20 protein-coding genes and 2 tRNA genes are annotated in these 24058 nt (G+C 63.2%); 20 read left to right on the top strand and 2 right to left on the bottom strand.

The window, feature by feature from the left end; all coding sequences use genetic code 11:
* Positions 1 to 90: 90 nt before the first annotated feature.
* On the top strand, positions 91 to 1056 hold the full coding sequence (locus ACUIAD_RS01390) for a tetratricopeptide repeat protein (RefSeq protein ID WP_445343434.1): 966 nt from the start codon (positions 91 to 93) through the stop codon (positions 1054 to 1056).
* A 29-nt stretch (positions 1057 to 1085) separates the two neighbouring features.
* Here the strand turns inward: ACUIAD_RS01390 and ACUIAD_RS01385 are convergent, their stop codons facing one another.
* The gene (locus ACUIAD_RS01385; protein WP_181414514.1) at positions 1086 to 1715 is read right to left on the bottom strand and encodes a hypothetical protein; all 630 of its coding nucleotides are present in this window, start codon (positions 1713 to 1715) and stop codon (positions 1086 to 1088) included.
* A gap of 364 nt (positions 1716 to 2079) precedes the next feature.
* Here ACUIAD_RS01385 and ACUIAD_RS01380 point away from each other — a divergent pair.
* The 8 genes from ACUIAD_RS01380 to ACUIAD_RS01345 all read left to right on the top strand — a co-directional run bounded on the left by ACUIAD_RS01380 (position 2080) and on the right by ACUIAD_RS01345 (position 11928).
* Positions 2080 to 2155, top strand: a tRNA-Arg gene (locus tag ACUIAD_RS01380).
* 269 nt (positions 2156 to 2424) lie between these two features.
* The gene (gene spxB / locus ACUIAD_RS01375; protein ID WP_445343433.1) at positions 2425 to 4179 is read left to right on the top strand and encodes a pyruvate oxidase; all 1755 of its coding nucleotides are present in this window, start codon (positions 2425 to 2427) and stop codon (positions 4177 to 4179) included.
* A gap of 103 nt (positions 4180 to 4282) precedes the next feature.
* A complete protein-coding gene (locus ACUIAD_RS01370) occupies positions 4283 to 4672 on the top strand; it encodes a Rid family detoxifying hydrolase (RefSeq protein ID WP_445343432.1) in 390 nt (129 codons plus the stop codon).
* Positions 4673 to 4715: 43 nt separating this feature from the next.
* Complete coding sequence (argS, locus tag ACUIAD_RS01365; protein WP_445343431.1) at positions 4716 to 6473, top strand: arginine--tRNA ligase; 1758 nt, start codon at positions 4716 to 4718, stop codon at positions 6471 to 6473.
* Positions 6474 to 6499: 26 nt separating this feature from the next.
* Positions 6500 to 8071 (top strand): diaminopimelate decarboxylase family protein, encoded by a 1572-nt coding sequence (locus tag ACUIAD_RS01360; RefSeq protein ID WP_445343430.1) that lies wholly within the window; start codon positions 6500 to 6502, stop codon positions 8069 to 8071.
* A 110-nt stretch (positions 8072 to 8181) separates the two neighbouring features.
* Positions 8182 to 9522 carry a homoserine dehydrogenase gene (locus ACUIAD_RS01355; RefSeq protein ID WP_445343429.1) on the top strand — a complete coding sequence of 447 codons (1341 nt, stop codon included), beginning with the start codon at positions 8182 to 8184 and terminating at the stop codon, positions 9520 to 9522.
* Positions 9522 to 10574 carry a homoserine kinase gene (gene thrB, locus ACUIAD_RS01350; protein ID WP_445343428.1) on the top strand — a complete coding sequence of 351 codons (1053 nt, stop codon included), beginning with the start codon at positions 9522 to 9524 and terminating at the stop codon, positions 10572 to 10574. Before ACUIAD_RS01355 ends, thrB begins: the two co-directional genes overlap by 1 nt.
* Positions 10564 to 11928: a Maf family nucleotide pyrophosphatase gene (locus ACUIAD_RS01345; protein WP_445343427.1), complete on the top strand. Its 1365-nt coding sequence runs from the start codon at positions 10564 to 10566 to the stop codon at positions 11926 to 11928. Before thrB ends, ACUIAD_RS01345 begins: the two co-directional genes overlap by 11 nt.
* A gap of 39 nt (positions 11929 to 11967) precedes the next feature.
* On the opposite strand, the gene ACUIAD_RS01340 is transcribed toward ACUIAD_RS01345, so the two are convergent.
* On the bottom strand, positions 11968 to 12912 hold the full coding sequence (locus tag ACUIAD_RS01340; protein ID WP_110452823.1) for an AEC family transporter: 945 nt from the start codon (positions 12910 to 12912) through the stop codon (positions 11968 to 11970).
* 144 nt (positions 12913 to 13056) lie between these two features.
* On the opposite strand from ACUIAD_RS01340, the gene dapE reads away from it, so the two are divergent.
* From dapE to rplK, 11 genes are all read left to right on the top strand, one after another.
* Positions 13057 to 14286 (top strand): succinyl-diaminopimelate desuccinylase, encoded by a 1230-nt coding sequence (gene dapE / locus ACUIAD_RS01335; RefSeq protein WP_445343425.1) that lies wholly within the window; start codon positions 13057 to 13059, stop codon positions 14284 to 14286.
* Positions 14287 to 14522: 236 nt separating this feature from the next.
* Entirely contained in the window at positions 14523 to 17189 is a 2667-nt protein-coding gene (locus ACUIAD_RS01330; protein ID WP_445343424.1) for an Rne/Rng family ribonuclease, read from the top strand.
* 155 nt (positions 17190 to 17344) lie between these two features.
* Positions 17345 to 17653, top strand: coding sequence for a 50S ribosomal protein L21 (gene rplU, locus ACUIAD_RS01325; RefSeq protein WP_015022458.1), 309 nt, complete (start codon positions 17345 to 17347; stop codon positions 17651 to 17653).
* A 32-nt stretch (positions 17654 to 17685) separates the two neighbouring features.
* Positions 17686 to 17937: a 50S ribosomal protein L27 gene (rpmA, locus tag ACUIAD_RS01320; RefSeq protein WP_110452664.1), complete on the top strand. Its 252-nt coding sequence runs from the start codon at positions 17686 to 17688 to the stop codon at positions 17935 to 17937.
* A 131-nt stretch (positions 17938 to 18068) separates the two neighbouring features.
* Positions 18069 to 19748: a GTPase ObgE gene (obgE, locus tag ACUIAD_RS01315; RefSeq protein ID WP_445343423.1), complete on the top strand. Its 1680-nt coding sequence runs from the start codon at positions 18069 to 18071 to the stop codon at positions 19746 to 19748.
* Positions 19745 to 20887 (top strand): glutamate 5-kinase, encoded by a 1143-nt coding sequence (gene proB / locus ACUIAD_RS01310; RefSeq protein WP_445343422.1) that lies wholly within the window; start codon positions 19745 to 19747, stop codon positions 20885 to 20887. Before obgE ends, proB begins: the two co-directional genes overlap by 4 nt.
* Positions 20888 to 20930: 43 nt before the next feature.
* Positions 20931 to 22139: a pyridoxal phosphate-dependent aminotransferase gene (locus tag ACUIAD_RS01305; protein ID WP_445343769.1), complete on the top strand. Its 1209-nt coding sequence runs from the start codon at positions 20931 to 20933 to the stop codon at positions 22137 to 22139.
* A gap of 120 nt (positions 22140 to 22259) precedes the next feature.
* A tRNA-Trp gene (locus ACUIAD_RS01300) sits at positions 22260 to 22335 on the top strand.
* Between the two features lie 44 nt (positions 22336 to 22379).
* Positions 22380 to 22604 carry a preprotein translocase subunit SecE gene (gene secE / locus ACUIAD_RS01295; RefSeq protein ID WP_110452822.1) on the top strand — a complete coding sequence of 75 codons (225 nt, stop codon included), beginning with the start codon at positions 22380 to 22382 and terminating at the stop codon, positions 22602 to 22604.
* A 30-nt stretch (positions 22605 to 22634) separates the two neighbouring features.
* On the top strand, positions 22635 to 23468 hold the full coding sequence (gene nusG, locus ACUIAD_RS01290; protein ID WP_110452660.1) for a transcription termination/antitermination protein NusG: 834 nt from the start codon (positions 22635 to 22637) through the stop codon (positions 23466 to 23468).
* A gap of 137 nt (positions 23469 to 23605) precedes the next feature.
* Positions 23606 to 24037: a 50S ribosomal protein L11 gene (gene rplK, locus ACUIAD_RS01285; RefSeq protein ID WP_015022451.1), complete on the top strand. Its 432-nt coding sequence runs from the start codon at positions 23606 to 23608 to the stop codon at positions 24035 to 24037.
* The last annotated feature ends 21 nt before the right edge of the window (positions 24038 to 24058 follow it).

The following is a 24058-nucleotide window of genomic DNA, read 5'->3' as shown; positions in this document are numbered from 1 at the left end:
CGCGCCTCGGACTAGATTGGCTTCCAGGAGTATGCAATCCAGAGCGGGCCGAAGCTGCAGTCGGCAACCGCATGGTTAAGGAGGACTGACATGGCGAACAAGGACGGGCAGGGACAGCCGGGCCTCTCTCTGGCAGGAGCGGTCGACCTGGGCGCGCTCAAACACCAGGTCGATGCCGAGCCAGGCCAGCAGGGCGGTGCGCCCGCTGCAGGCGGCTATGTGATCGATACCACAGAATCCAGCTTCCAGGCTATGGTCCAGACCTCAGCCACCTTCCCTATTCTGATCCTGCTTTGGGTGCCCACCGACGACCGACTCTTCCCCCTGGCTACCCGTTTGGCCCAAGCCGTCAAAGGTCAGGAGGGGCGCATTCAGCTCTCCCGCATCGACATTGCATCTTATCCGCAGATCGCCCAGACCTTCCAGGTGCAGGGAGCTCCGGCCCTGTTTGCCCTGCTGGCCGGCCGGCCCATGCCAATCCTGCAGGGGCTGCCCACCGATGAGGAGTTGAACCAGATCACCGAGCAGCTCATTCCCCAGGTGGTCCAGATGGCGCAGAAGGCCGGCATCACTGGGAGCGCCCCCTACCAGGAGACCAACGATCCGCAGGAGGACGACCAGGCTGGCCAGGCAGCGGCTGATGCTGTTCCACCTGCCCATCAGGAGGCCCACCGACTGGCCCAAGAGGGCGACTACGCAGCTGCAGCCGAGGCTTACGGCAAAGTGGTCCAGGCTGATTCGACTGACGATCTGGCCAAGCGTGAACAGGCCAAGTGCCTGCTGATGGCCCGTTCAGCCCAAGCCGATGTCCGCAAGGTCCGTCAGGCGGCTGCCGATGCTCCTGACGATCTGCAGGCCCAGTTGGATGTGGCTGACGTGGACATGATCGGCGGCCAGATCCAGGATGCTTTTGATCGCCTGTTGGACTTTCTGGCCGGGCACCGGGATCAGACCGATCCTATCCGCCGTCGTCTGCTGGAGTACTTCGTCATTCCTGAACCGACGGATCCTCGGCTGGCCAAGGCCCGTCGCCGTCTGTCCACGTTGTTGTACTGATCAGTTGCCGACGTTGGCCGGTTTCTGAGTCAGGACTCGCGGTTCCCGTCAAAGTTGGTCAGGAAGCGCGGCCCTTCGGCTTTGAGTTCCTGGTCGAAGTCTGCCGCCCATTCGCCAAAGGGGTGGTCGGCCAGCCCGTCGTTGGAAAATCGAGCGTCGTCCGTGATCTCCGTGGCGCAGAAATCAGGGATGGTCAGGTCAGTCACTGGCCCGGTCCGCTCCACTTCCGCCACCACCAGGGGAGCGTTGCCGTCCCCGAAGACATCCAGGTTCCACCAGTCCTCGTCCAGCCAGACTCCATATCGGTTCTTGACGATGGGAATGCCGCCGCGCAGGATCAGTTCCAGGGCGATTCCCGGATCGATGGCTCGTTCGGCTTCGTAGCGGGTGCCGCCGACGGAGGGACCCTTGGCTGTCATGGAGGCGGCATCGAAATGATCGCCTTCCTCAAGCAGAGTGTGCAGGGCATCGGTTCGGGCCGTCATGGGCACCACCGGGTTCACCTGGCCCTGCAGACGCACCCTAAGGGCGAAGTTGTCCTCATGAACGTAGTAGCTCTGCACGATCAGGGTCGGCCGGCTCTCCCCGAGCAGCTCCCGAGGAAGGTTTCGGCAAAAGAATCTGCGCTCGAATTCGAAATCGTCCTCGTCCTCATCAATGGCCATGTATCCCATGGTACGGTAGGCCGGGCGCGGCCACCATTCACTGTCCAAAGCACACCTTAGAGTCCAAGTATGTGAAGGTCGCTTGTGATGGCCGGGTGAAGGAACTACTGTGTGAATTATCCCGAGAGAAGATCATCCGGGAATGTTGGCGGCTTCGTGCCACCGCATGAGGATGCAATGGCGCAACCGGGGCGGTGACACGAGGCCTTGCCATCACAATACCTATCAGGTACGCGCAATTTTACGGTAACACGCCGAAAATGGCAGGAGCTAGGCCAACACGTCAGGACGCGCATGGGTGCGAAAATGCGCAAAGTGTCCTAGTATGGTTTCTGTTGTCCACTGGAAAGTGGCTGTCGGGTTCGTAGCTCAGCGGATAGAGCGTCTGTCTCCGGAACAGAAGGTCGAGGGTTCGAATCCCTTCGAGCCCACCAAAACAAACCTCTGTGAGCACCAAGCACGTAGGGGGTTTCTTTGAGATGATTTTCCCTTTCGCAATGCCACTCATCAAGTCAGGTGAATAATCAAATGCGTGCGCCATATGTGTGGTGAATCACTAAGCTTTTGAGGAATATGGCCCCTGGCCCGCTTGTATCCTCGTTTTCAGGTGCCATAGTGAAAGGGTAAGACCGAACGTCGGGGAGGACAGACGTTTCCGTGTTGTGGCGGAGCCTCCTTTCCGCGGTGAAGCAAAGGAGATCACATGGCCAATCGAATCAATGCTGGGGATGCCGTCCTTCACGTCCTGGAGCAGTGGGGGGTGCCGCGCATCTACGGTCTGCCCGGCGGCTCCTTCGACTCCATGATGAATGCCATCCACAACGAGCGCGAGCGCATCGACTTCATCCAGGTCCGTCATGAGGAGGCCGGAGCCCTGGCTGCCGCCGGAGAGGCCAAGCTGACCGGCCGGATCGGTGTATGCTTCGGCTCGTCGGGCCCCGGGGCGGTCCACCTGCTCAACGGCCTCTACGATGCTCGTGAGGACGGCGTGCCGGTGCTGGCTCTGGTGGGCGAGGTGCCCCAGGCCTTTATGAACATCGACTTCTTCCAGGCCATGGACGAGGTGCCAATCTTTACCGATGTGGCCGTATTCGCCCGGGCCGCCACTAATGCCCAAGGGCTGCCGGCCCTGGTGGACGAGGCCATTCGCCGGGCCTACGCCAACCATGGGGTCTCCGTGGTCATTATTCCCAAGGACCTGGCCTGGGCCGAGATTGACGACCGCCCAGTGGCATCTGCGGCCAACTTCCGCAAGCCGGAGCCTCTGAAGCCTGCGGCTGACCAGGTGAGCAAGGCAGTGGAGATCATTCAGTCCGCCAAAGCGCCGCTGCTGTACTTCGGCCAGGGCGCTGCCGGAGCCCGCGATGAGCTGGTCGCCATGTCCCAGCGCTTCAAGATGCCCATGGTCTCCACTTTCCCGGCCAAGGGGATCGTGGAGGACACCTATCCTGCCTACCTGCAGTCGGCCGGACGTGTAGCCACCAAGACCGCCACGGAGGCCATCTATACTTCGGATCTGACAGTCTGGGTGGGTTCGGACAACCCCTTCGGGTCCATGTTCGTCACTCCCAACACCAAGGTCATTCAGATCGATCTGGATCCGGTCAAGCTGGGCAAGCGCTTCCAGGCCAATGTGGTCTTGGCCATCCAGGCCGATGCCCGCGAGGCCCTCAAGGCGATAACCGCCGCTGGTCAGGACCAGGAGGAGTCCGTCTTCTACAGGGCCTGCCTGCGCAGCAAGGAGAACTGGGATCAGTGGCTGGCCTCCTTCGCCGAGGACACTCGCACGCCTCTGAGGCCCGAGCCCGTCTACCACATCATCGATCAGCAGCTTGAGGACAATGACATCGTTATTCCAGACGTGGGCAATGTGGATATCGATTTCCTGCGTCTGCTGCATCTGAAGCCTACCAACCGCTGGACCGTTTCTGGCAAGCATGCCACCATGGGCTACGCCGTGCCGGCCGCATTGGCCGCCAAGCTGGAGCATCCGGAATCGACCGTCTACTCCCTGAGCGGAGACGGCGGATTCGCCATGCTCGGCGAGGAGGTGATGGCACAGCTCAAGTACCATGCCCCAGTCATCAACGTGGTCTTCTCCAACCGCTCCCTGGGCTACATCGAGGCCGAGCAGCGCGATGACAGCCATCAGCCTCTGAGCGGAGTGGACCTGCCCGACACTGACTGGGCCAAGATCGGCGAGGGCATGGGTGCCTTGGGCTTCACCGTGCGCACGGTGGCCGATGCCCGCCACGCCTTCTCCGAGGCCCGCAAGGCCGACAGGTCTTCGGTCATCGACATCAAGCTGACAGGAGCCAGTCCTCTGGATACTCGCTACATGCGGTTCCCGGAGACCTGCTCGGATCCGGACCAGGTCAAGAACTTCGTCAAGACCTACGAGGCCGGCGATCTGCGCTCGCTAGCCTACTGGATGGGCCAGGAGGCTAGCAAGGGCTGAGACTGGTACCGCTTCTGCCGGACGGACACTCCTATAGTGGACGGTGTCCGCCCGGGGCTTCGGCCCGGCGTGGGTGCGGCGGACCTGAGGAAAGGACGAATCCATGGAAGATGGACCGGAAGAGATCGGCACGCCATATGCGCCCCAGGCCTTGGGGGCCTACAGCCAGGCCGTGAAGGCCGGGGGCTTTGTCTTCGTCTCCGGACAGCTGGGCATAGACCCGGATACTGGCGATCTTGTGGATGGCACTGCGGCTGACCAGGCCACTCAGGCCCTGAAGAACATCAAGAGCATTCTGGATGCAGCTGGAACCGGTATGGAGAAGGTGGTCAAGGCCACTATTCTTATGCGGCGGGTGGAGGATTTCACCCAGGTAGATCAGGCCTACTCCCAGGTTTTCATTGGCTCTGTGCGGCCGGCCCGCGTGGCTTTTGGCGGTGCGGACATCCCCAAGGGGGCTCTGGTCGAGATTGAGGTTGTGGCACTGGCCTGAGACAGGCCGGTTGCTGGTCCCCGCCGTCGCTAGACTTGAGGGCATGAGTCCTGAAGCACTTGCCCGTATCATCTCTTCGACCGCTGTTCAGATGGCCCAGTCAGGCCACCTGGGAAGCCTGGAGCCCGGCATGGTTCCTGATGACGACCATCTGGCGGTCATGCGTCCCAAGGACCGTTCACACGGGGACTGGTCCACCAACATCGCCATGCAGTTGGCCAAGAAGGCCGGCATGAGGCCTGCCGAGCTGGGCCAGACCTTGGCTGAGGCTCTGCGAAAGGTCGATGGAATCGCGCAGGTGGATGTGGCAGGTCCTGGCTTCATCAATATCGCCTTGGACTCGGCCTCGGCGGCTGCCGTTGTCGATGCCGTCCTGAAAGCGGGATCCTCTTTCGGAAGCAATGATCACCTAAGCGGGCGCACGCTCAATCTGGAATTCGTCTCGGCCAATCCCACGGGCCCCATCCATATCGGCGGCACGCGCTGGGCGGCCGTGGGCGATTCCATGGCCCGTGTCCTGGAGGCCAACGGCGCCAAGGTGGTCAGGGAGTACTACTTCAATGATCATGGCACGCAGATTGACCGCTTCTCCCGCTCGCTGGTAGCGGCGGCGCACGGCGAGCCCGTGCCCGCTGACGGCTACAAGGGCTCCTATATTGATGAGATCGCCTCGCGGGTGGTCAAGGAAGCCGCCGACGAGGGGCAGGACATCCTGGCCATGCCCAGGGTGCGCGACGAGGACGGCGCCGAGGGTGACAGCCCCCAGCGCGAGGCCTTCCGCACCCGGGCCGTGCCCATGATGTTCGCAGAGATTCAGCAGTCCATGCGTGACTTCCGGGTCAATTTCGATGTCTGGTTCCATGAGAACAGTCTGTATGAGTCCGGCCAGGTGGACCGGGCCATTGAGGAGCTGCGGGCCAAGGGCGACATCTTCGAGAAGGACGGGGCTACCTGGTTCCGCTCCACCACCTACGGCGACGACAAGGACCGGGTGATCATCAAATCCGACGGTCACGCAGCCTACGTGGCGGCAGACATCGCCTACTACCTGAACAAGAGACGCAGGGCCAAGGACCCCTGCGACGAGGCCATCTATATGCTGGGCGCCGACCATCACGGCTACATCGGCCGGATGATGGCCATCTGTGCGGCCTTCGGGGATACTCCCGGGGTGAACATGCAGATCCTGATCGGCCAGCTGGTCAATGTCATCAAGGATGGCCAGGCCGTGCGCATGAGCAAGCGGGCAGGCAACGTGGTCACCATTGACGATCTGGTGGATGCCGTAGGCGTGGACGCTGCCCGGTACTCCCTGGCCCGCACCGACTACAACCAGAGCGTGGACATCGACCTGGACCTGCTGGCCTCGCATACCAACGACAATCCCGTCTACTACGTGCAGTACGCGCACGCCCGTTCTAAAAACGTGGATCGAAACGCAGCCCAGGCAGGTATCGACCGTTCCGGAGCTGATCTGTCCCTGCTGGACACTGCTGCTGACAACGATATTCTGGGCGTTCTGGCCCTCTACCCCAATGTGGTTCAGACTGCCGGCGACCAGAAGGCCCCACACCGGGTGGCCCACTACCTGGAGCAGCTAGCCGGGGTCTATCACCGCTGGTACAACCTGGAGCGCGTGGTGCCCATGGAGCCGACCGGCCGAGCGGATCTGGACCAGGACGAGGACAGGAATCCACAGCCAGCCCGTGCGGCGGCGCGTCTGCGTCTCAATGACGCTGTGCAGCAGGTCATCGCCAACGGCCTGGAACTGCTGGGCGTCCAGGCCCCGGACCGTATGTAATCCTCAGAGTCGCCGGGAGGTCGTTGATGGAAACACGGATGTGCGGGCTGGGGTCCGACGGGTTCTGGCCTGGCGCTCTGCAGCGGGACAGCCGGGGCATGCTGACCATGCATGGGTGCTCAATGGAGGACCTGGCCAAGCGTTACGGCACCCCCTTGTATCTGATGGATACGGCGATGATGGCGGAACGGGCCTCGGCCTTCCGCCAAGCTGCTCTGCGAGACCTGGGTGGTGCGACCACCAGGGTCAGCTATGCCGGCAAGGCCTTTCTCAGCAAGGAGACCGTGCGGATCATGCTGCGCGAAGGGCTGGATATCGACACCTGTTCCCTGGGCGAGATGCTGATCGCCCAGGCTGCTGGCGCCCCTGGCCGTCGTCTGGTTCTGCACGGCAACAACAAGTCCGACCAGGAGATCGATCTGGCTGTCAGGGAGGGCTATAGGGCCATCGTCGTCGATGCGCCTGATGAGCCTGCCCGAATCGCCGCTGCTGCAAGGGCGCAGGGGCGTCGTGCCAGGGTCATGCTCCGGGTGACTGTAGGCGTGCATGCCGGCGGACACGAGTACATCTCGACTGCCCATGAGGATCAGAAGTTCGGCATCCCCCTGCTGCCCCAGGGCACCGATGTGGGCCTGCTGGACCTTGGCCCTGAGCCTGGAGCCTCTGGACAGGCCGGGGCAGATGCTTCGGCGGCCGCGAAGAAAGATCGGTCCTCTGCTCCTGGCGATTCCGTGGTATCACCGTTCTCTTCGGCCCTGTATTCGACTGCCAACGGATCCGACGAACCAGCTGATCCTGCCCGAATCAAAGCCATGTCCGCTTTAGCTGACGGACCGGCTATCGCCCTGCTCAAGGAGATTCGCTCCCATGAGCAGGAACTGGAACTGGTAGGCATCCATACCCATATCGGCTCCCAGATCCATGATTCCTCGGCCTTCATCGAGGCCGCCCGACGCATGATGCTGCTGAGGCACACCTTCTGGGCCACCGACGGATATTTGATGCCCGAGGTGGATCTGGGCGGCGGTTTTTCCGTGCCCTACACTCCGGATGAGGATCGGATGGATCTGGATCAGACCCTGACCAGTCTGGGGGCCGACATGACAGCCGTCAACCGTCGACTGGGCATACCAATGCCAGTCATCGCCTTCGAGCCCGGCCGCTGGATCGTGGCTCCCTGCGGCATGAGCCTGTATCGGGTGGGCACCGTCAAGCCAGTCTTCCTGTCTGACGGAAGCGTGCGCACCTACGTTTCGGTTGATGGCGGCATGAGCGACAACATCCGTCCGGCCCTCTACGGGGCCGAATACACGGCTGTTCTGGCCAACCGGCACGGCAGCGCGGACAGGGTTCAGGGCCGTGTGGTGGGCAAGCACTGTGAATCGGGGGATATTCTGGTGCAGAAGGTGCTTCTGCCTGCGGACATCCGCCGAGGTGACCTGCTTTTGGTGCCGGTGACTGGTGCCTACGGACGGACCATGGCCAGCAACTATAACCAGGCCCTGATCCCTCCTGTGGTCGGTCTGGACCAGTCCGGCGCCCATCTGATGCTGCGGCGACAGACCATTGACGACCTGCTGGCCTTGGATCAGGGATGAGCAGCGCCCCGGTGGAACCAGCTCATGGCGTCAATGCGGGTGTCGAATTGGCTCTCTAAGATGAAGCAACACCCGGTGACCGGCCCCGTTGGGGCGGATGGAGGATCCATATGCCCAAGAATATGCAGCAGCAGGAGGCCGTCAGGCCCATACGCATAGCGCTTCTGGGGGCCGGGACCGTGGGCTCTCAGACCGCCCGCCTCCTGGTGGAGCAGAGCCGGGATCTGGCCAGTCGAGTGGGCCGCCCCCTGGAGTTGGTGGGCATCGCCGTCCTCAATCCTGACAAGGCCAAGGATGATTGGATCGATCCATCCTTGCTGACTACCGACTCGGCCGATCTGGTCACCCGGGCGGACATCGTCATCGAGTTGATTGGCGGCATCGAGCCAGCCCGCACCCTGCTGCTCAAGGCCATCGGATCCGGCGCCAGCGTAGTCACCGCCAACAAGGCCCTCCTGGCCCAGCACGGCCCAGAGCTCTACCGCGCTGCTGAAGAGCGGGGCGTCGACATCTACTTCGAGGCGGCCGTGGGCGGTGCCATCCCCATCGTGCGGCCTCTGCGGGAGTCCTTGGTGGGCGACGGCATCACCAGTCTGGTGGGCATCGTCAACGGGACTACCAACTACATTCTGGATGAGATGACCACCAAGGGTCTTCAATTCGACCAGGCTCTGCGCGATGCCCAGGACAAGGGCTTTGCTGAGGCGGATCCGACTGCCGATGTGGACGGGCTGGACGCAGCTGCCAAGGCCGCCATCATGGCTACGCTGGCATTCCACACCGATGTGCGGCTGGACGATGTGCCAGTGGAGGGAATCCGCGCCATCACCGCCGACGATATCGCGGCTGCGCGAACCGAGCACCGTGTCATCAAGCTTCTGGCCGTGGCTGAATGCGGCGAACAGGGCATCTCCGCCAGGGTCTACCCGGCGCTGATCCCGGACAGCCACCCTCTGGCCTCGGTCCATGGCAGCTTCAATGCTGTCTTCGTCACCGCCAAGGCCGCCGACGACCTCATGTTCTATGGCCGGGGTGCAGGCGGAGCGCCCACCGCATCAGCCGTTGTAGGTGATGTGGTCACCGAAGCCCGCCACATTGTCCAGCATGGCATGGGGCCGGGGATCCCCATGTACGCCAACATCCCCATGGCTCCTCTGGATTCATCCCGGGCCGCCTTTGCCGTCCGCTTCCTGATCCACGACAAGCCTGGCGTGCTGGCGGCCATCGCCCAGGTCTTTTCCGAGGCAGGCATTTCCATCAACGGAGTCAACCAGGACATCAAGCCCACCCTGCACGACCCGGGCTACAGCGGCGAGATCCAGCAGCTGCGCGTGGTCACCCACCTGTGCGATGAGGTGGCCCTCCGACAGGTGGTTGAGCGGATCTCCACCTTCGACTCGGTCACTGGGCAGGCTTCCATCCTGCGCGTCTTTGATCGGCAGGCTCAATAATGGCCGCTGTGACAGAGGGTCCGGCAACTGTTCGGGTGCATGTGCCAGCCACCAGCGCCAACCTGGGTTCAGGTTTCGATGCGGTCGGCCTGGCGCTGGACTACCATGACGACATCGTCTTCACCCGTTCCGTGGACCCGGGCGACACCAGCGCCTATGTCGTCATCAAGGGCGAGGGGGAACGAACCCTGCCTCGAGATGAGACCCATCTGGTCGTCTCCACTTTCAGGCTGGCCTGCCAGGTCTTTGGACTGCCGAGGTTCGGGTTCATCATGCGCGCCGTCAACCGCATACCCCAGGCCAGGGGGCTGGGTTCCAGCGCCGAGGCCATAGTGGCCGGGATCGCGGCGGCTGCAGCCTTCGCACATGCCGGTCCCCTGCGCCGCGATGCCGTCTTCGCACTGGCCGCCCAGATTGAGGGACATCCGGATAATGTGGCGCCTGCCGTCTACGGGGGGCTGACCGTCTCATACGATCTGGCTACCGACGAGGGGGTGGGCTCCCTGCCCATAGCCGGGGGCGTGCCCTTGGAGGGCGGCTACCACACCCTGCGCTACAAGGTGGATCCGGCCATCAGAGCAACGGTCTTCGTTCCCGGCGCTCACCTGTCCACGCAGAAGGCCCGGCAGGCTCTGCCGGGCCGGGTGCCTTACGCGGATGCCGTTCATAATCTGTCACGGGCAGCCCTGATTCCCGGTGCTCTGAACCCCGGGTCACTGGATGACCAGGGGGTCGAGGCGACTGAGCAGGCTGCCGGGGCCAATGCCCGGCTCTTCGTGGCAACTCAGGATCGACTCCATCAGCCATACCGGGCCGGACTCATGCCCTCCTCCACCAAGCTTCTGCAGCTCCTGCGCCGTCACGGTTACGCTGCGGCCGTCTCAGGAGCCGGCCCCTGCATTATCGTCCTGCACTACGGGGATGCCGAAAAGGAGCTGCGGGCCCTCGCCAAGGACTATCTGGATTCCGGCCGCTGGCGGATTCTGTCGCTGGACGTGGATCGCAAGGGGGTCCAGGTGGACCGGGACCAGGAAGGCAATCGTGAACACTGAAGACAGGCATATCCCGCTTATCCTGGCCTCATCCTCTCCATCCAGACGTAGGCTTCTTTCCCAGGCTGGCATCGACCCCATCATTCGACCCTCCAGGGTGAATGAACCGGCTGTGCTGGCTGAACAGGCCCGTAAACTGGGTTGTCATCTGGAGGATCTGGATGCGCGCGAACGCGTCAGTGTCTTGGCCGAAGCCAAGGCATCGTCTGTACAAGCGACCATGGACGCTGTCAAGGATGCCGAAAGGCGCTCTCGGGGCGATCTGGTCACGTTCAAGCCTTTGAGCCAGGACGATTCGAGTGCATCCACCCGGAATCCCATGAGCCAGGTCATCGGGACCTGGGGCGGGATGATCGGCGCCGGGCGCGGGCCCCTTCTGCTGGGATGCGACTCTCTGTTCTGCGTGGACGGGGCCGTCATGGGCAAGCCTCACAAGCCGGAGCGTGCTATGGAGCGGCTGATGTCCATACGCGGCCGGACCGGCACCTTGGTCACAGGCCACTGTCTGATTGATTTGGCCACTGGCCGTCGGGTCCGAGCGGTCAGCAGCGCTCAAGTGACCTTCGGGGACTACGATCAATCATCCATGCAGGCCTATGTAGCCACCGGAGAACCCTTGGAGGTGGCCGGGGCCTTCACCTTGGAGGGGTTGGGCAGCGCCTTCATTCAGAGCATCGAGGGCGATCCCAGCGGGGTGATGGGATTGAGCATGCCCACCCTGCGTGCCCTGGCCCAGGAGCTGGGCATATCCTGGGCTGACCTATGGGCCGAACGGGTTCTGCCTGAGAGGCGACGCGTTGACGGATCGCTGCAGGGTCCTGAAGGATTGGTCGCCCCCGAGGAGAACGTTCATCAGCCTGGCGACGGGTGGGTGGACTGCGCCTGCGGCAAACGACATTGGGGACTCAACGGGGCTGCAGGCGTCTTGCTGGCCCGGCGCGATGCCCGCACGGGCGCACCGGTCAGCGTGCTTCTGCAGCACCGGGCACGCTGGAGCGCCGAGGGGGGCACCTGGGGTGTGCCGGGCGGCGCCATCTCCGATGGGGAGAACCCCCTGGAGGGCGGTCTGCGCGAGAGCTATGAGGAGGCCAACATTCGCCCTGAGGACATTCAGGTTGTGGGCTCCTACCTGGAGGACCATGGTCCCTGGGGCTACACGACCATCCTGGCCTTCGAGCGTCCCGGCCACCATGTCGATCCGCACATGAATGACGATGAGAGCATCGCCTTGGAATGGGTGGATATGAACAAGGTCGCGGATCTGCCCCTTCTGAAGGCCTTCGGCCAGGACTGGCCGCATTTTCGGCAACGTTTGGAGGCTCTCGCGGCCGAAGGGCGTCGGAAGTCTGCCTGAACAAGACCTATGCAGAAGCTCGAGGCCTGACCGCGCCCATCAGCTCAGAAGCACAGCGACCAGGGCGATGACCACAGGCGAGCTGATCGTGCTCAGCAGTATGCTGTCCCTGGCGAAGGTGGTTCCCACCTCGTAACGGGCCGCGTAGTTGTAGACGTTCTGACCGGTAGGCAGAGCGGCCAGAACCACGCACCCGTACAGCTCCGCTCCGCTGAAGCCCATCATGAACCGGGCCAGCAGATAGGCGATTATGGGCATGATCAGATTCTTCAGGATCACGGTGCATAGGGTGGCCCGACGGTTGGTGCCCTGGCTCATGGGTTGCGAACCCCGCAGGGACATGCCGAAGGCCATGAGGATCATGGGCACAGCAGACTGCCCGATCATGTCGATGGGTTTGTAGACGAAGTCGGGAATGACGAAATGGCCGGTCTGGGCGCTGATGGCCGAAATCACTATGCCGCCCAGGGAGCCGATGAGAATGGGTTGCTTCAGGGGCTGTTTGAGAATGGTTCTGACCGAGAGCCTGCCACTGGTGGTCGCGTCCAGGACGGTCAATCCGATGGGGGTGAACAGGGCCTGCTGCATGACCAGGATAGGCGCCACCAGAGTGGGGTCGCCCAGAATGTATGCGGCCACGGGCAGCCCGATGTTATTGGAGTTCAAATAGAGAGAGTCGAGAGCGCCGATGGTGGCTTCGGCAGCAGGCAGATGGAAGCTGACGGCGTTCATAGCTACGAAGAGCAGGCCTACGGCCGCCGCCGACAGGAAGGCCACAATGATGCTGGGGTGGAAGATGACTGACAGCTTCTGCTTGGAAAGGATGGCGAACATCAGGCAGGGCGTTGACACAAAAAAGGAGTATTTGTTGAGCACCAGCTGGGCCGTGGGACCGCCTACATGGAAGCGGGCGGCCACATAGCCCACGGCGATGACCACGCCGATGATGAAAAATCCCTCCATGGCACTGAGCAGTCCAGTCACTCCGGCATCCTCCTCATCTCGCATGGTGGACGACTGCCTTCCAAGCCGAGTGCCGCCGCCTCCGTCGCCCCCATTGTGCCACCTGGGCCTTGCTCATGGGGCTACAGGTCCATCCGTGCCCCCTTGGCCCGCTAGCATGGCACTATGGTCAAGAACACGCAGACGGATATCGATCTTCTCGCTGGCATCCAAGGGGTTGAACCAGCCCAGGCCCTGGCAAGGATGCTTGAGTCCATGACCTCTATGCTCTCGGTCAGCGGTCAGGAGACCGCCTTGGCCGATGCCGTTCAAAAGGCCCTATCCTCACGCGCTGACCTCTTGGTCCGACGGCTCGGCGACACGGTCGTGGCCTCCACTCAGCTGGATCGTCCCCACCGCATCGTCCTTGCCGGTCATCTGGACACTGTGCCGGTTGATGGGAACCTGCCCCCGCGCTGGCTGGAGCCCGGCGACCCGGCCATCCGCGCCGACCTGGCCGCCGCCCACCCCGGTTCCCGGGTGCTGCATGGCAGGGGCACCGCCGACATGAAGGCCTCGGATGCCGTCTTTCTCCACCTGGCGCTCACTTTGCGGAAGCCGGTCTATGACTTGACCTTCGTCTTCTACGACCATGAGGAGGTCCAGGCCGATCTGAACGGGCTGGGCCGAGTGGTGACCGCCCATCCCGACTGGGTTCGGGGGGACTTCGCCATCATCGGCGAGCCCACCGACTGCGCCATCGAGGCTGGCTGCAACGGAACCATGCGCTTCGATCTGATCACCCACGGCACGACGGCCCACTCCGCCCGGGCCTGGATGGGCAGCAACGCCATCCACGCGGCGGCGCCTATTCTAAATCGACTGGAGCAGTACCGCCCAGCTACCGTGCGGGTGGACGGTCTGGACTACCGGGAGGGGCTCAACGCCACCATGATCGAGGGAGGTCTGGGCACCAACGTCATTCCTGACCGCTGCCGGGTGCACGTCAATTACCGATTCGCCCCTGACAAGAGCCTGTCCCAGGCCAAGGAGCTGATGATGGGCCAGGGTACGGGCGCCGAGCTGGGCAATGGCGAGCATGTGGCCCGGGGTGGGGTCTTCAAGGGATTTTCGGTGCGCATGTGCGACGAATCGCCCGCGGCTCGTCCGGGTCTGGATTCGCCTTGGGCTCGTTCGCTGGCGCACCTGGTTGCTCAGACCACAGGCCAGCAGCCTCGCGCCAAGCTGGGGTGGACTGATGTGGCGCGATTTTCAGCCCTCGGCCTACCAGCTGTCAACCTGGGCGCAGGGAACCCTCTGCTGGCCCACAAGGCCGATGAGCAGGTGCCCCTGGATGACCTGGTCCGGTTGGAAGCAATACTGGTCAACTGGCTCAATGGACCTGACCGCTGCTGATCTGTGCCATACTAGAGGACGGTGGTTCTGCCTGACCACTTGCAGCGTAGGCGTTGATCCCCCTGGACGGAGACCCAATAATCCGTTCGGGCGTCGGTGTCCGCCTGCGTCAGGAAGACTTTTTGCCAAGGCGTTTCGATCGGGCGTACGCAGGTGCGCGGCTGCAGTGAGAGTGCAGCGTGAGGACGGATCGGAACCGTGAGAGCGGCACGAGGCGGCGTGCCGCAAGGAGCATTGTGCCCGAAAAAACGAATAATGAGGATGCCAAGGATAGCAGGTCCGCCATCAGCGGCGGGCAGGAACGGCAGGTCGAGGGGGCCCCTGGTTCCGGCACCCGCCGCCGCTCTGGACGGCGTGTGGTCAGGGTGGCCGGCGCTGCTGGTGCCGATGTGCCTGTGAAGGTCGAAGCCGAGAAGCGCAAGACCTCCCGCAAGGCCAAGGAGGAGGACGAGTCGAAGCCCTCTGCCGCCCGTCGTCGTCGCGCCCGCAAGCCCAAGGAGGATCAGTCGGCTGATCAGAACTTGCAGGACCACTCCGGCCAGGACGTCCAGGAGGATGAGGGCGAGTCCAAGCCAACCAGGACCGCCGCCCGCCGCCGCACCCGAACCGCCGCTCATCGACGGACTGAAGAGCATGCCCAGGAGGGCGAACCTGACCAGGATCGTCAGGAGAGGGCTCTTGAAGCCGTGGAGTCTTTGACTGCGGTTCGCGGACAGGGGTCCGGTCGAAAGGATGAGGAGCAGGTTGAGCGTCCGCGCGCAGCCCACGCCTCCCGTCCCCGCCCTATGACATCGCTGCTCTTCCAGGAGCCCGTCATACCCGTTTCGCGACCTGAGCATGATGAGCGCGATGATGAGGATGAGGATGTCGAGCCATCACCCAAGCCCTCCCGCCGGAGCAAATCCAGGAACGCTTCGGAGGGCGGTTCGCGCCGTTCCCGCAGGCTCAATGCAGAGGAGCGCAGAGCCGCCGACGAGGTGGAGCGCATCGAGGAGGATCTGGATCACGAGGGCATCACCTTCGTAGCAGACGAGGATCAGGAGCGGGACGAGGATCTGCAGGAGTCCGGGACCCGCACCCGCCGTCGTCGCCGTTCGAAGAGCGATGATGAGGAGTCCGAGAAGTCCGCTTCCAGTCGTCGTCGCCGTCGCGGGCACGAGCAGGAAAAAGACAAGGATGAGGAGGACGAGGCCCCGCTGACCCGTCGTCGTCGCCGTCGCAGGGGTTCCAAGTCCGCTGAGGGCGAGTCAGAGGAGTCTGGCAGCCGCCGCTCACGCAAGCAGCAATATATTGACGAGATCACCGACGTGGAGGGCTCCACCCGCCTGGAGGCCAAGAAGCAGCGTCGGCGGGACAATCGCCGCGAGCGCTCCCGTCAGTCCCAGCTGGTCGAACAGGACTTCCTGGCCCGCCGTGAGAACGTCAACCGCCTGATGGTGGTGCGTGAGAAGGAACATCACACTCAGATCTCGGTCATTGAGGACGACATCCTGGTCGAGCACTACGTCTCCGATATCCAGGAGGTCTCCACTGTCGGCAATATCTATCTGGGCCGGGTCCAGAACGTCCTGCCCAGCATGGAGGCCGCCTTTGTGGATATCGGCCAGGCCCGCAACGGCGTGCTCTACGCTGGCGAGGTCAACTGGGATTCCACCCGTCTGGAGGGGCAGCCCAGGCGGATCGAGCTGGCCTTCAAGTCCGGCGACCCCGTGCTGGTTCAGGTCACCAAGGATCCCATCGGCCACAAGGGCGCCCGGCTGACCTCGCAGGTTACGCTGGCCGGCCGCTTCCTCGTCCTGGTGCCCTCGGGCGGGATGACCGGCGTCAGCCGCAAGCTGCCCGACCGTGAGCGTTCCCGCCTCAAGAGCATCGTCTCCAGGGTGGCTCCCAAGGATATGGGCGTCATCATCCGCACCGCGGCCGAGGGAGCCAGCGAGGAGGCTCTGACCAAGGACCTGGAGAACCTGCAGCGCCAGTGGAGCAGGATCGAGGACAAGCACAAGGAGTTCTTGCACGGGAAGCGTCCTAAGCTCCTGCAGGGCGAGCCGGACGTGGCCATCCGCGTGGTCCGTGACATTTTCAATGACGACTTCGCCAAGCTGGTGGTCCAGGGCCAGGGGGTCTATGAGAGGGTCCGCAATTACTTGGAGACCATGGCCCCCGATCTGGAGGAGAAGCTTGAGCACTGGGATCCTGCCGAGCATCAGGGCAAGGACGTCTTCGACCGCTGGAGCATCGACAGCCAGCTGCGCAAGGGCATGGAGCGTCAGGTCTACCTGCCCTCCGGCGGCTCCCTGGTCATCGACCGCACCGAGGCCATGACCACCATCGACGTGAACACGGGACGCTTCATCGGCAAGGGCAAGTCCTTGGAGGAGACGGTGACCCGCTGCAACCTGGAGGCTTCCGAGGAGATCGCCCGGCAGCTGCGTCTGCGCGACATCGGCGGCATGATCATGATCGATTATGTGGATATGGTCATGCCGGCCAATCGCGATCTGGTCCTGCGCCGCTTGGTCGAGTGTCTGGCCCGGGACCGCACGAAGCATCAGGTGGCCGAGGTCACCTCTCTGGGCCTGGTGCAGATGACCCGCAAGCGGGTGGGCCAGGGTCTGGTCGAGGCCTTCTCCGAGGAGTGCCCCACCTGTCATGGTCGAGGCTTCATCCTCCACGACAAGCCGACCATCTCCGCCTCCTATGCCGACCCATATGCGGTCAAAGGCGGCGACCCCTTCGTCAAGACCAACAAGCATGGGCATGGCTCCTCATCCAAGGAGACCTTGTCCACCGGCTCGACACCTGCGGTCAAGGCCAAGCTGGCCAGGATCGCTGCGGCGGCCCAGGCGGCGTCGGACGAGGACGATGCCCAGGCTGAGACGGCGGATGTCGCCAAGGAGTCATAAACTAAATTTCGTTTTGTCGACGGGGCGGGCACATTTGACGACGCGGTGTGTTTGCTTCTATACTGGTTAGCTGGTGTCTGGACGGGTCCGTCAATCGCATGGCGGGATTCGAATGCCGGGCGCATACAGCTTTGGACAACAGGCAAGGTAGGGCTATGTACGCGATTGTGAAGGCCGGAGGCCATCAGGAGAAGGTCGAAGTCGGTGACCAGATCACGGTCAACCGTCTGGCTGCCAGGAAGGGCGAGTCGGTCGAGTTTCCGGTCGCGCTGGTCGTCGATGGATCCAAGGTGACCATGGCCGCCAAGGATCTGGCCAAGATCTCCGTCAAGGGCGAGGTCGTGGACGACGAGGCCAAGGGCCCCAAGATCAACATCCAGAAGTTCAAGAACAAGACCGGTGTGGCGCGCCGCAAGGGCCACCGCCAGAAGCAGACCGTGGTCAGGATCACGGCCATCGCCTGAGGGCCTAGGTCGAGGTAGGAAAGGAACCAGACATGGCACATAAGAAGGGCGCGTCCAGTTCACGCAACGGGCGCGATTCGAATGCACAGTACCTGGGCGTCAAGAAGTTCGGTGGCGAGGCCGTGGTGGCTGGCAACATCATCGTTCGCCAGCGTGGCACCAAGTTCCATCCCGGACAGAACGTCGGTCTGGGCAAGGACCACACCCTCTTCGCTCTGACGGACGGAACGGTTCGGTTCGCCAGCCGGCGTGACCGCAAGGTCGTTGACGTGCTTACCGCCTGATTGCCTTTTATTGGCATCAGTCGAAGGCCATCCCTGTCATGGGATGGCCTTTTTGCATTTATGTATGGAGATGCCGGGCATTCAGCTCTCAGGGGCCGCATGTCAGGCCGGATTGAGTACCATGGGCCCCTATGAGCGCATTTGTGGATCAGGTCACCGTCCATGTCAAGGGTGGCGACGGCGGCAATGGGGCTTCCTCTATCCGCCGCGAGAAGTACAAGCCCCTGGCTGGGCCCGACGGGGGCGACGGAGGCCAGGGCGGCTCGGTCATTCTTCAAGCAGACGCCAACGCGACCAGTCTGCTGGACTACCGTTTTCTGCCGCACCGCCAGGCTGAATCGGGCACCATGGGTCTGGGCGGCGACAAGGACGGCAGCCGTGGCCAGGATCTGATCCTGCCAGTGCCGGTGGGCACTGTAGTCTTCACCGCCAAGGGAGGCCAAGGCGAGCGCAAGCAGCCGGGCGAGCGCTTGGCTGACCTGGCTCATGCGGGGGACCGGTTCGTGGCGGCCCAAGGCGGCGTGGGTGGACTGGGCAACCGCTCCCTGGCCACCAAGGCCAGGCGGGCTCCCGGCTTTGCACTGCTGGGGGACCCCGGTCAGGAGCGTGACCTGGTGCTGGAGCTCAAATCCATCGCCGACGTGGCCCTGGTGGGTTTCCCCAGTGCAGGCAAGTCCAGTCTGGTGGCGGCCATGAGCGCGGCCAAGCCCAAGATTGCCGACTACCCATTCACTACTCTGGTGCCCAACCTGGGCGTGGTCCAGGCAGGGGAGAGCCGCTTCACCATGGCCGATGTGCCAGGGCTAATCCCGGGCGCCTCCCAGGGCAAAGGCCTTGGGTTGGAGTTTCTGAGGCACATCGAGCGCACCGAGATCATCGCCCATGTCATTGATTGCGCCACCCTGGAGCCTGATCGAGACCCGATGAGCGACTATCGGGCCTTGGAGGAGGAGCTTGCCCGCTATGCCGACCGACTGGAGCTTCCGCTGGGAGTCATCCCCATGGCCGAGCGGCCCAGGGTGATCATCCTCAATAAGGCCGATCTGCCGGAGGCTCGCGAACTGGCTGAATTTGTCCGGCCTGACTTCGAGGCCCTGGGGCTTAAGGTCTTCGTGGTCTCCACAGCCTCGCATCAGGGACTCAAGGAACTGGGCTACTACCTGGGCGGTCTGGTGGATCGCCTGCGTAGGCAGCTGCAGAAGCAGCAGGAGGCCAGGCAGGAGGAACGCGTGGTCATCCGCCCCCTGGAGCGGCGGCGCAGGAATGCAGACCAGACCGGCGACTTCACTCTTGAGCGGCATCAGACACGGTCCGGTCAGACCTGGTTCAGAGTCTGCGGAGCCAAGCCCGAGCGTTGGGTTCGCCAGACCAACTTCGACAACGAAGAGGCCGTAGGCTACCTGGCCGACTGCCTGGCCCGAATGGGCGTAGAGGATGCTCTGCGAAAGGCCGGAGCCAGGCCTGGAGATGAAGTCCGCATCGGCCCTGGCGACGATGCGGTGGCCTTCGACTGGGATCCGAGCGTGGCGGCCGGTGCCGAAATGCTGGACGGCACCCCCCAGGTGGCGCGGGGTCGTGATCTGCGTCTGGAGGAGAGCCAGGGGCTCAATCGCCGCCGCACCAACAGCGAGCGTCGCCGCCAGTACCACCAGATGATGGATGCCCGGCAGGCGGTGCGTCAGGTCATGGAGCAGGAGCGGCGCCAGGGGCACTGGGCCGACCCTTCCGTGGACGACGATCCCCATGACAGGCAGGGCCTGCTAGGGCGCGGGGATACGGATGCTGCCAGTTCGGAGGAGGCTGGGCAATGAGCGGACGGGAGGGATCCGACGAGGCTGAGGTCCGCTCTCGGGTGGCCCAGGCCCGGACCATGGTGGTCAAAGTAGGTTCCAGCTCCCTGACTGATCCCCATGGACGCTTGGACCTTGGCCGTCTGCGTTCGTTGGTGGGGGCCCTGGCCTCGGCGGCCGTAGACGGCGCACGCCTGGTCCTGGTCACCTCCGGGGCCATCGCAGCCGGCTTCGGCACCCTGGGGTTCGACCAACGTCCTGATGACGTGGCTACCCAGCAGGCTACGGCCTCAGTGGGCCAGGGTCTGCTTATGGCCCAGTACGAGACTGCCTTCGCCCGTTATGGCCTACGGGTTGGTCAGATCCTGATCACCGCCCGTGACACCACCCACGCCATCCAGTACCGTAACGCCCGGCGCACCCTCTGCCGTCTGCTGGATCTGGGGGTCATCCCCATCGTCAATGAGAACGATGCCCTGGCCAGCAACGAGATCCGCTTCGGCGACAACGACCACCTTTCGGCCCTGATTGCCAATATTGTCAGCGCCGATGCCTTGGTCCTGCTGACTGATGTGGATGCGCTCTACACTGAACCCCCATCCAGGCCAGGGGCCCGCAGGATTGATTTCGTGCCCGATGTGGCGGCCATCATGGACCAGGTGGATGCCCAAGGGTCCGTCTCCGGTCTGGGGACAGGGGGCATGTCTACCAAGCTGGAGGCGGCGCGGATTGCTGCGGCCTCCGGCATGCCTGTGGTCCTGACACGCGCCGACCTTGCGGGTCCTGCCCTGGCCGGCGACAGGGCGGGCACTCTATTCGCGCCAATCCGTCCGAGGGGATCCTCACACCGGCTCTGGATCAAGTTCGCCTCCCGTCCCCGGGGTGGCTATCTGGTGGATCAGGGGGCTGTCAAAGCTTTGCGTGGCGGTCGTGCCAGTCTGCTGGCGGCCGGTGCCAGATCGGTCCAAGGTGAGTTCTCGGCCGGGGACCCGGTCTGGATCCACGATGAGTCTGGTCAAGAGGTGGCCAAGGGCCTGTCAGGCTACGATTCCGAGGAGGCTCAAGACATGCTGGGCCTGAACACCCAGGAGCTCCGCCGCCGACTGGGCGCTCACTATGCCCACCCACTGGTGCATCGGGACTCTCTGGTCCTGGTCTGAGCGCAGCACTGGGGGTGCCGAGCGGTAGCATGACAGCATGACTATGGCGCAATGGCAGACCCTGAGCAGACGCATTGATGCGGTGGCCCCCAGTGCCACTCTAGCTGTGGATTCAAAGGCCAAGGCCATGAAGGCCCAGGGCATGAATGTGATCAGCTTCGGTGCGGGCGAACCCAACTTTCCTACGCCTGACCACATCGTGCAGGCAGCGGCCCGCGCCTGCCTGGATCCGCGCAACCATCGCTATACGCCCACGGCGGGTCTGCCCCAACTGAAGCAGGCCATCGCCGACAAGACCCTGCGTGATTCGGGCTATCAGATCGACCCGGATCAGGTGGTGGTCACCAACGGCGGCAAGCAGGCCGTCTACGAGGCCTTCCAAATCCTGCTGAACCCAGGCGATGAGGTCATCATTCCGGCACCGTACTGGACCAGCTATCCCCAGATGGCTCTGTTGGCTGGCGGCCGGCCGGTCCCGGTTCTCAGCGGAGCCGACCAGGGTTATATTCCCAGTCTGGAGCAGCTGGAGGCAGCCCGAACCGAGCACACCCGTGCCATTATCCTCAACCTGCCTGCCAATCCCACCGGGGCGATCTGGGACGCCGACTTGGTGGCTGCCGTGGACCGCTGGGCCATGGACCGCCAGATCTGGGTGATCAGCGACGAAATCTATGAGCACTTGACCTACCAGGGGGCGCGTACGCCCTATCCAGGCGCTCTGCTGCCCCAGGTACGCGATCAGCTGATCGTGGTCAACGGTGTGGCTAAGACCTATGCCATGACCGGCTGGCGGGTGGGCTGGCTGGCTGCCCCCCTGCCGGTGGCCCAGGCGGCCGCCAAGCTTCAGGGGCATATGACCTCTAACGTGGCCAACGTTTCCCAGCAGGCAGCGCTGGCTGCACTGACCGGTGGCCTGGAGGACGTGGATGCCATGCGGTCGGCTTTCGCCCTGCGCCGACGGGCCATCGTGGATGCCTTGAACGCCATGGAGGGTGTGACATGCCCTGAACCCCTGGGTGCCTTCTACGCCTTTGCCGACGTGTCCGGTCTGCTGGATCGGCCAGTGGGTCCGCAAGGCACGGTCTGCGCTACATCGAGTGAGCTGGCCGAGGTCATCCTGGAGCAGATCCAGGTGGCGGCCGTGCCGGGTGAGGCCTTCGGCGCGCCCGGCTGTCTGCGCTTTTCCTACGCGCTTGCCGACGACGACCTGGCCGAGGGCATGCAACGCCTTGGGGACTGGGTCAGAGCCTGATCCGGCTCCTGGCCGAAATGCTGCCGAGGCAACACGGTTGGACGCAATCCACCCTTTAGGCTAAACTTGCGATTTGGCGGTTTTTCCTCCCTGTCGAGTAGGCTGGTGGGAAGTTCCGATAGGGAAGTGGCGCAATTGGTAGCGCAACGGTCTCCAAAACCGTAGGTTGTGGGTTCGAGTCCCGCCTTCCCTGCCAGGGCTTGCAGCAGATGATGCAGAACAAACGAAGGACGGATGACCATGGCACAGAAGGATGGGGCTGAGGAAGCCAGGCCGAACTTCTTCATGCGTATCGGACTCTTCATCAAGCAGGTTATTGATGAGATTCGCAAGGTCGTGACCCCCACGGGCAAGGAGCTGGTGGGCTGGTCCGTGGCAGTCTTCATCTTTGTGCTGCTGCTCATGGTCCTTGTGACCGTGATGGACTTTGGACTGGGCAAACTGGCCTTCCTGATATTTGGCTGAGCTGTGACAAGGTAGAAGGTGGAGTGATCCATGAGTGATGATCTGACCAGAGAGGGACTGGACCCCGATCAGGCCGCTGAATCGGTCCCGTCGGCGTCCGTCGATGCCCCCACGCAGGAGGATGCCCAGGTCCAGGATCAGTCGCTCGCGTCCTCTCCGGAGCAGGCCGGGCTGGGCAAGGACGATTCCTCCGATTCTGGCAACTCCTCTGATGACGGGGAGAGCACTGACCAGGTCGACCAGGAGGATCCTGGTCAGCGTGCCGTGGATGAGTTCTCCAAGAAGCTGCGTACCCTTGAGGGCAAGTGGTATGTTCTGCACACCTACTCCGGCTATGAGAAGCGCGTCAAGGCCAACGTGGAGTCCCGCGTGGCATCCTTTGGCTTGGAGGACAAGGTCTTCCAGGTGGAGATCCCCATGGAGGAGGTCGAGAAGCACACCGACAAGGGCAAGAAGATCGTCACCCGAGTGCGGGTTCCCGGTTACGTGCTGATTCGCATGTGGCCGGACGAGAACGCCCGCCGCATCGTCCGCGATACCGAGGGCGTCACCGGATTCGTGGGTCCCAACAAGGAGCCGGCTCCGCTGAGCCGCAAGGAGGTCGTCCAGATGATGGCCCCCATGATTGCCTCCGAGGCCCTGAAGGCCGCTGGGGACAAGCCTGAGGCCGCCAAGAAGCGCACTGTGGAGGTCTCCTACGCCGTTGGCGATCAGGTCACTGTCACCGAAGGGCCTTTCGCCACCATGGCCGCCGTGGTCTCCGATGTGGAGCCCACCACGCAGAAATTGACCGTCCTGGTCTCCATCTTCGGCAGGGACACGCCTGTGGAGCTGGGATTCGATCAGGTCGAAAAGATCGTCTGAAAGTCCTCGGCCGTCCTCGGTCGCTGCGATAATCGTCAAGCTTGTGCTTCCCTGTGGAGCGCATTTGGAAAGAACAGGTTGCGGGAGGGGACCTACGGTCTCCGACATCACCGCTTCGTAGAAAGAAGAACCAGCATATGGCTGCAAAGAAGAAAGTCACCGCGCTGATCAAGGTGCAGATAGAGGCCGGCAAGGCCAACCCCGCACCCCCGCTGGGTCCCGCACTGGGCTCCCATGGCGTGAACATCATGGACTTCTGCAAGCAGTACAACGATGCCACCAAGGACAAGATGGGACAGGTCATCCCCTGCATCATCACCGTCTACGAGGATCGTTCCTTCACCTTCATCACCAAGACTCCGCCGGCAGCCGACCTGCTGCGCAAGGCGGCCGGCGTCTCCAAGGGTGCAGGCAACCCGCTGACCACCAAGGTGGGATCCGTCACCAAGGCCCAGGTCCGCGAGATCGCCCAGACTAAGATGGAGGATCTGTCGGCCCGTGACGTCGAGGCCGGGATGAAGATCATCGAAGGCACCGCCCGTTCCATGGGCATCACCGTCACCGACTGAAATTTTCGTTGTGAGCGGTAG

The sequence above is a fragment of the Bifidobacterium sp. ESL0819 genome, from assembly GCF_052606245.1.
This window is presented reverse-complemented; position numbering and strand designations above follow the sequence as displayed.